This window comes from Metabacillus niabensis (genome assembly GCF_902829255.1).
Classification (GTDB): Bacteria; Bacillota; Bacilli; order Bacillales; family Bacillaceae; genus Metabacillus; species Metabacillus niabensis.
This window is the reverse complement of sequence record NZ_CADEPK010000441.1, coordinates 1-4884: the sequence shown is the minus strand read 5'-3', so window position 1 is coordinate 4884 and position 4884 is coordinate 1. Positions and strand designations below refer to the sequence as shown.

4 protein-coding genes are annotated in these 4884 nt (G+C 37.7%); all 4 read right to left on the bottom strand.

From position 1 onward, the window contains the following. Positions 1 to 21: 21 nt before the first annotated feature. Positions 22 to 1608, bottom strand: a complete 1587-nt coding sequence (locus HU235_RS23850) for a peptide chain release factor 3 (protein ID WP_095297114.1) — start codon at positions 1606 to 1608, stop codon at positions 22 to 24. Positions 1609 to 1742: 134 nt separating this feature from the next. Next, a complete protein-coding gene (locus tag HU235_RS23845) occupies positions 1743 to 1913 on the bottom strand; it encodes a hypothetical protein (protein ID WP_170944186.1) in 171 nt (56 codons plus the stop codon). Between the two features lie 161 nt (positions 1914 to 2074). After that, entirely contained in the window at positions 2075 to 2824 is a 750-nt protein-coding gene (locus tag HU235_RS23840) for a DeoR/GlpR family DNA-binding transcription regulator (RefSeq protein WP_174881814.1), read from the bottom strand. A gap of 154 nt (positions 2825 to 2978) precedes the next feature. Then, complete coding sequence (locus HU235_RS23835; protein WP_174881813.1) at positions 2979 to 4757, bottom strand: methyl-accepting chemotaxis protein; 1779 nt, start codon at positions 4755 to 4757, stop codon at positions 2979 to 2981. Positions 4758 to 4884 lie beyond the last annotated feature (127 nt).

Here is a 4884-nt window from a genome sequence, read left to right as displayed (position 1 = left end):
ATTTTTAATTGTTCAAACGTATTATTTATGTGCTGTAACACCTTGATAGTCATTTTCTTCAAACAGATCGACAAGCTCGATTTCCTTTTGATTTTCTAAGAAATAACGTAATGTAAACTCATTTTCAAAGAGTACAGCATATGAGCCGTAACGGTCACGAACGAGCATACTACGTGAATCAAAGAAACGTTTATCAAATTTCTCACTTTTAATCCAGCGTGGAATCCGTTCTCCTAATGGGGTAAACTCAATGTCTACATTGTATTCAGCCTTCATCCGATATTCAAATACTTCAAATTGCAATTGACCAACTGCCCCAAGAATGAGCGAGTCATTTAACTCTTGTCTGAATAATTGGATTGCTCCCTCTTGAACAAGCTGCTCAATCCCTTTTCTAAATTGCTTCGACTTCATAACGTTCTTTGCCTGTACTCGTTTAAACAATTCTGGCGGGAATTGTGGCAGCTCTTCATAATGGAACTGAGCTTTTCCACCGATTAACGTGTCACCAATTTGGTAAATATTTGGGTCGTAAATCCCGATAATATCTCCTGGATAGGCTTCATCAACCGTATCGCGATCCTTTGCCATAAAGGCTTGCGTTTGGTTTAGCTTAATCGTTTTGTTTGTCCGACTAAGATTGACGCTCATTCCTCGTTCGAATTTACCTGAGCAAACACGTAAAAAGGCGATACGGTCACGATGTGCTGGGTTCATATTTGCTTGGATTTTGAAAATATATCCAGAAAATTGTTCTTTTTCTGGTTCCACTAAGCCTTCATTCGTTTTTCGCGGCTGAGGCTGTGCAGCAAATTGAAGGAATGTATCAAAGAATGTTTGAACACCGAAGTTTGCTAACGCACTGCCAAAGAACACTGGCGTTAACTCACCATTTTCAACACGTTCACGAGTAAATTCATTTCCTGCCTCTTCAAGAAGCTCAATCTCACCTAGAGTGTCTTGATAAGTCGGGTTTTCATCGATACCATGCTTTGATACATCACTTAAAGGAATGATTTCCTCTTCCTCATCTCCCTTAAAGCGGACAATTTGGTTTTGGAAGCGGTCATAAATTCCTAAGAAGCGTTTGCCCATTCCAATCGGCCAGTTCATTGGGTATGATTCAATTCCGAGAACCTCTTCAATTTCGGAAAGAAGCTCTAATGGCTCTCTTCCTTCTCGGTCTAATTTATTAATAAATGTAAAAATCGGAATTCCTCTCATCCGACATACTTTAAATAATTTAATTGTTTGCGGCTCAACCCCTTTTGTGGAGTCGATAATCATTACCACACTATCAACAGCTGTTAACGTCCGATATGTGTCCTCACTAAAGTCCTCATGACCAGGCGTATCCAAAATATTGACGTGGAAGTCATGATATGGGAAGCTCATCACACTTGATGTAACGGAAATTCCACGCTTCTTTTCAATTTCCATCCAGTCAGATGCTGCATATTTCCCAGTTTTTTTTCCTTTAACTGTACCTGTTGAACGAATTACTTGCCCAAAGTACAGCAATTTTTCCGTTAACGTCGTTTTCCCTGCATCCGGATGCGAAATAATAGCAAAGGTCCGACGTTTATTAATTTCCTCTTGTAAGCTCATTTTCGATTACCTCTTTTATATAAATTAGTGCTTCAACTATACTACAATGCTGATGAAAGAACAATTTGCTAACAGTTAATTTTACTATTAGTTTAGGTTAAAGGCAAAATAAAAAAGCAGGAAATTATCTGCTTTTATCTACTATACCGTCGCTGCTTTTTCGCCGCTCTATCATCATCAGAATATAATAGCTCCCACGTGCTTTTATAGCGGTATTTTTTTCCCCATACGTTTATAAGCATTCTCATTCCGGTTATCATACTTAGTATTAACAGAGCAACAATTAAAAATAGGATTTCATTCATATCATTTCCCCCATTCTTTCTTGTAGCCATGTATATGCTAAATGGATTTTTTTATGCCAGTACAAATCATATTGGGATGTTCCGTTAAATCCGTGCCGAGGGAGATAGCCTTCTCTAGCCTCCCAATGCTCAGTAACTAATAGAGATTTTTAATCTGATGATTATTTCGCAAGATAAAGCTTAGTTTTTTCTGTATATCGGTTCAACCGTATTGTTTCATCAACACTTGTGATAATTTTTGCTTTGTTTAAATCGGCAAACTTAGCAAATGATACTTCACCAAGCTTTGTATGATCTGCTAGCACATAGGCTTCTCGTGAAAGAGAGATTGCTTTTTCTTTAATATGTGCCTCCTCAGGATCAGGTGTTGTATATCCTAATTCAGGATGTATCGCATTTGCCCCAATAAAGCATTTATCAAAGCGATAATTTTGGATGCTTTCATATGCATTTCGCCCAATTAAGGCTTTTGTTACTTTTTTAACATAGCCGCCGATTAAATAGGTTGTAATATTTTTATCTAGTAAGGCTTCTAAATGGTCAACACCATTTGTCACAACAACGAGATTCTTTTGCTTTAAAAAAGGGATCATTTGAAAGGTGGTTGTCCCTGCATCTAAATAAATGCATTCCTCATCATGGATAAGCTCAGCAGCATATTTTGCAATTTGCTTTTTTTCCTGGAGGTTTTGCGTTGCTTTCTCGATAACACTTCGTTCCTGACGTTTCTTTTGCAAGAGGGATGCCCCGCCATGGACACGTTTTAAATAATGTTGCTTTTCAAGCTGATCCAAATCTCTTCTCAATGTTGATTCAGACGTATTTGTTAATTCAACTAGCTCTTGAATTTTCACATGTTCCTTTTCATTTAATAAATCTAATATTAAACGATGACGCTCAGTAATAAGCAAGTTAATCCCCCATCCTATTTATCCCGTATACCCATGATAGACCACCAATGAAATGTGGAGGTCTATCACGTTAATCAAAGGAAAGTCTCATATATAGATATCCTTATTATATAAAATTCTCTTATAGTTTCCAAAAAATCGTCTACTTAATTGTTTATTTATAAAATAGCTTTAACTTTCTCTTAGTTTTTTGTATTTTTCTCTCTTGTTGTCTACTATTTTCTTCTTTAGATGACACATTAAATTTGCTTACGATGCTCTGAAGCTCATTTGCCATATGACTAAGCTCCAAGGCTGATTTCGTAATTTCATCCATCGATGCGTTTTGTTCCTCGGAAGCTGCTGCAACATTTTGCGTGTTTCCAGCCGCTTGCTCAGATAAGGAAGCGACCCCATTTATTAATGATACCATCGAATCAGAGCTTGCTGAGACCTGTTGAACGACTGTAGATACATCCTGTGTATGTAAGGCAACCTCTTCAATTTTTTTAGCAATCTCTTTAAACGCGTTACCCGTTTCTTCAACCTTTACAATCCCGCCATCAACAGCTTCCGATCCAGCTTGCATCGCTTCTACCGCATTCGTTGCTTCGTTTCCTATTTCTATAATTATTTGACTGATTTCTTCTGCTGCATGACTAGATTGTTCTGCAAGCTTTCGAACCTCATCGGCAACAACAGCGAAGCCTCGTCCGTGCTCTCCAGCTCTTGCAGCCTCGATCGCTGCGTTTAAGGCAAGTAAATTCGTTTGATCAGCAACCTCGGTTATTAATGCAACAATTTTACGAATTTGTGCAGATTTCTCTCCTAGTGAATTAACAACCTTTGCTGTTTGACGAACTTGAGCTTGTACAGCATTCATTTGCGAAACTGTATCTCGTACAACGATATCCCCTGCAGCTGCCCGCTCAGTAGCTTCAGTTGATATATCTGCGACAACCTGAATAGATGACGCAGCTTGATTCATGCCTTTAGAAATTTCCTCGACAGCATTATTCGCTTCAATTGCTTGATGCATTTGTGATTCAGATCCACTTGCAACCTCTTGAATGGAAAATGTAATTTGCTCAGACGCTTTAGCTGATTGCTCTGCGCTAGCTGTCAGCTGTTTAGATGTTACCGCAACCTGCTCTGAATGTCCTGATACTGTTGTAATGACAGAGCGTAAACTTTTCGTCATTTCATTAAAATCCTTTGCAAGCTGACCAATTTCATCCTTATTGCGAATCGTTATTTCCTCGTCAACAAGATTTCCTCTTGCAACCTGCTTTGCCTGTGCTGCCATTTTACGGATTGGGATTGAGATATTTCTAGATAAAATATTCCCGAGAACAACAGCTAAGGTAATAGCAATAACAATGAAAACGAGCGATAAAATAGTTGATTTTGTATAACGCTCGTCTATTTCCTCACTAGCCTTATTAGCACTTTTTTCACTTAATTCAACAAGCTTATTCATATTAATATTAATACTTGATAAGCTCCAGCTTGCTTTACGGAGGATTTCCTCTGCCTTTTCAACATTATTAGCCTGTCCTTCTGCCATCATCTCTTCATGCATAGCAAGGTAATCATCCCATTCTTTTTTAACATCGTCGTAAAGCGTTTTCTCTTCTTCATTTGATAAAAGAGCTTCATATTTTTTCGTCACAGCCTTATGTCTTGATAATAACGCTTCCATTGTTAAAGCGTATTCCTTACGGTTACTCTCATTCGTTGAGTTGACGTAGTAAAGCTCTTGTGTAACGAGGCTGTTCATAATATGTCTCATTTCAGAAGCGTAAATAACAGAAGGAAGCTGGTGCTTAGAAACCTTTGCCGATTCCGACTTTATGCTGTTCATATTCATCATATTTACTAAGCTTAAGCCAAGGATAATAATAATGATAGAAGCAAAAACGAGAATTAATTTTCTGCCAACCGTCAATTTCATATTCGTTCCCCTCTCTTTATGTTACTTTATTCCTTTACCTTAATAGCTTATCGATTAAGTTTATATTTCTTATATCGGCATGAATTCTTATTCTTTAAGGAAAATTTACATTTAATTAACACTAGAA

Excerpts from the sequence above, each read along its gene's own strand:
- HU235_RS23835 (WP_174881813.1), bottom strand. The coding sequence starts at position 4,757 with ATGAAATTGACGGTTGGCAGAAAATTAATTCTCGTTTTTGCTTCTATC.
- HU235_RS23845 (WP_170944186.1), bottom strand. The coding sequence starts at position 1,913 with ATGAATGAAATCCTATTTTTAATTGTTGCTCTGTTAATACTAAGTATG.
- HU235_RS23850 (WP_095297114.1), bottom strand. The coding sequence starts at position 1,608 with ATGAGCTTACAAGAGGAAATTAATAAACGTCGGACCTTTGCTATTATT.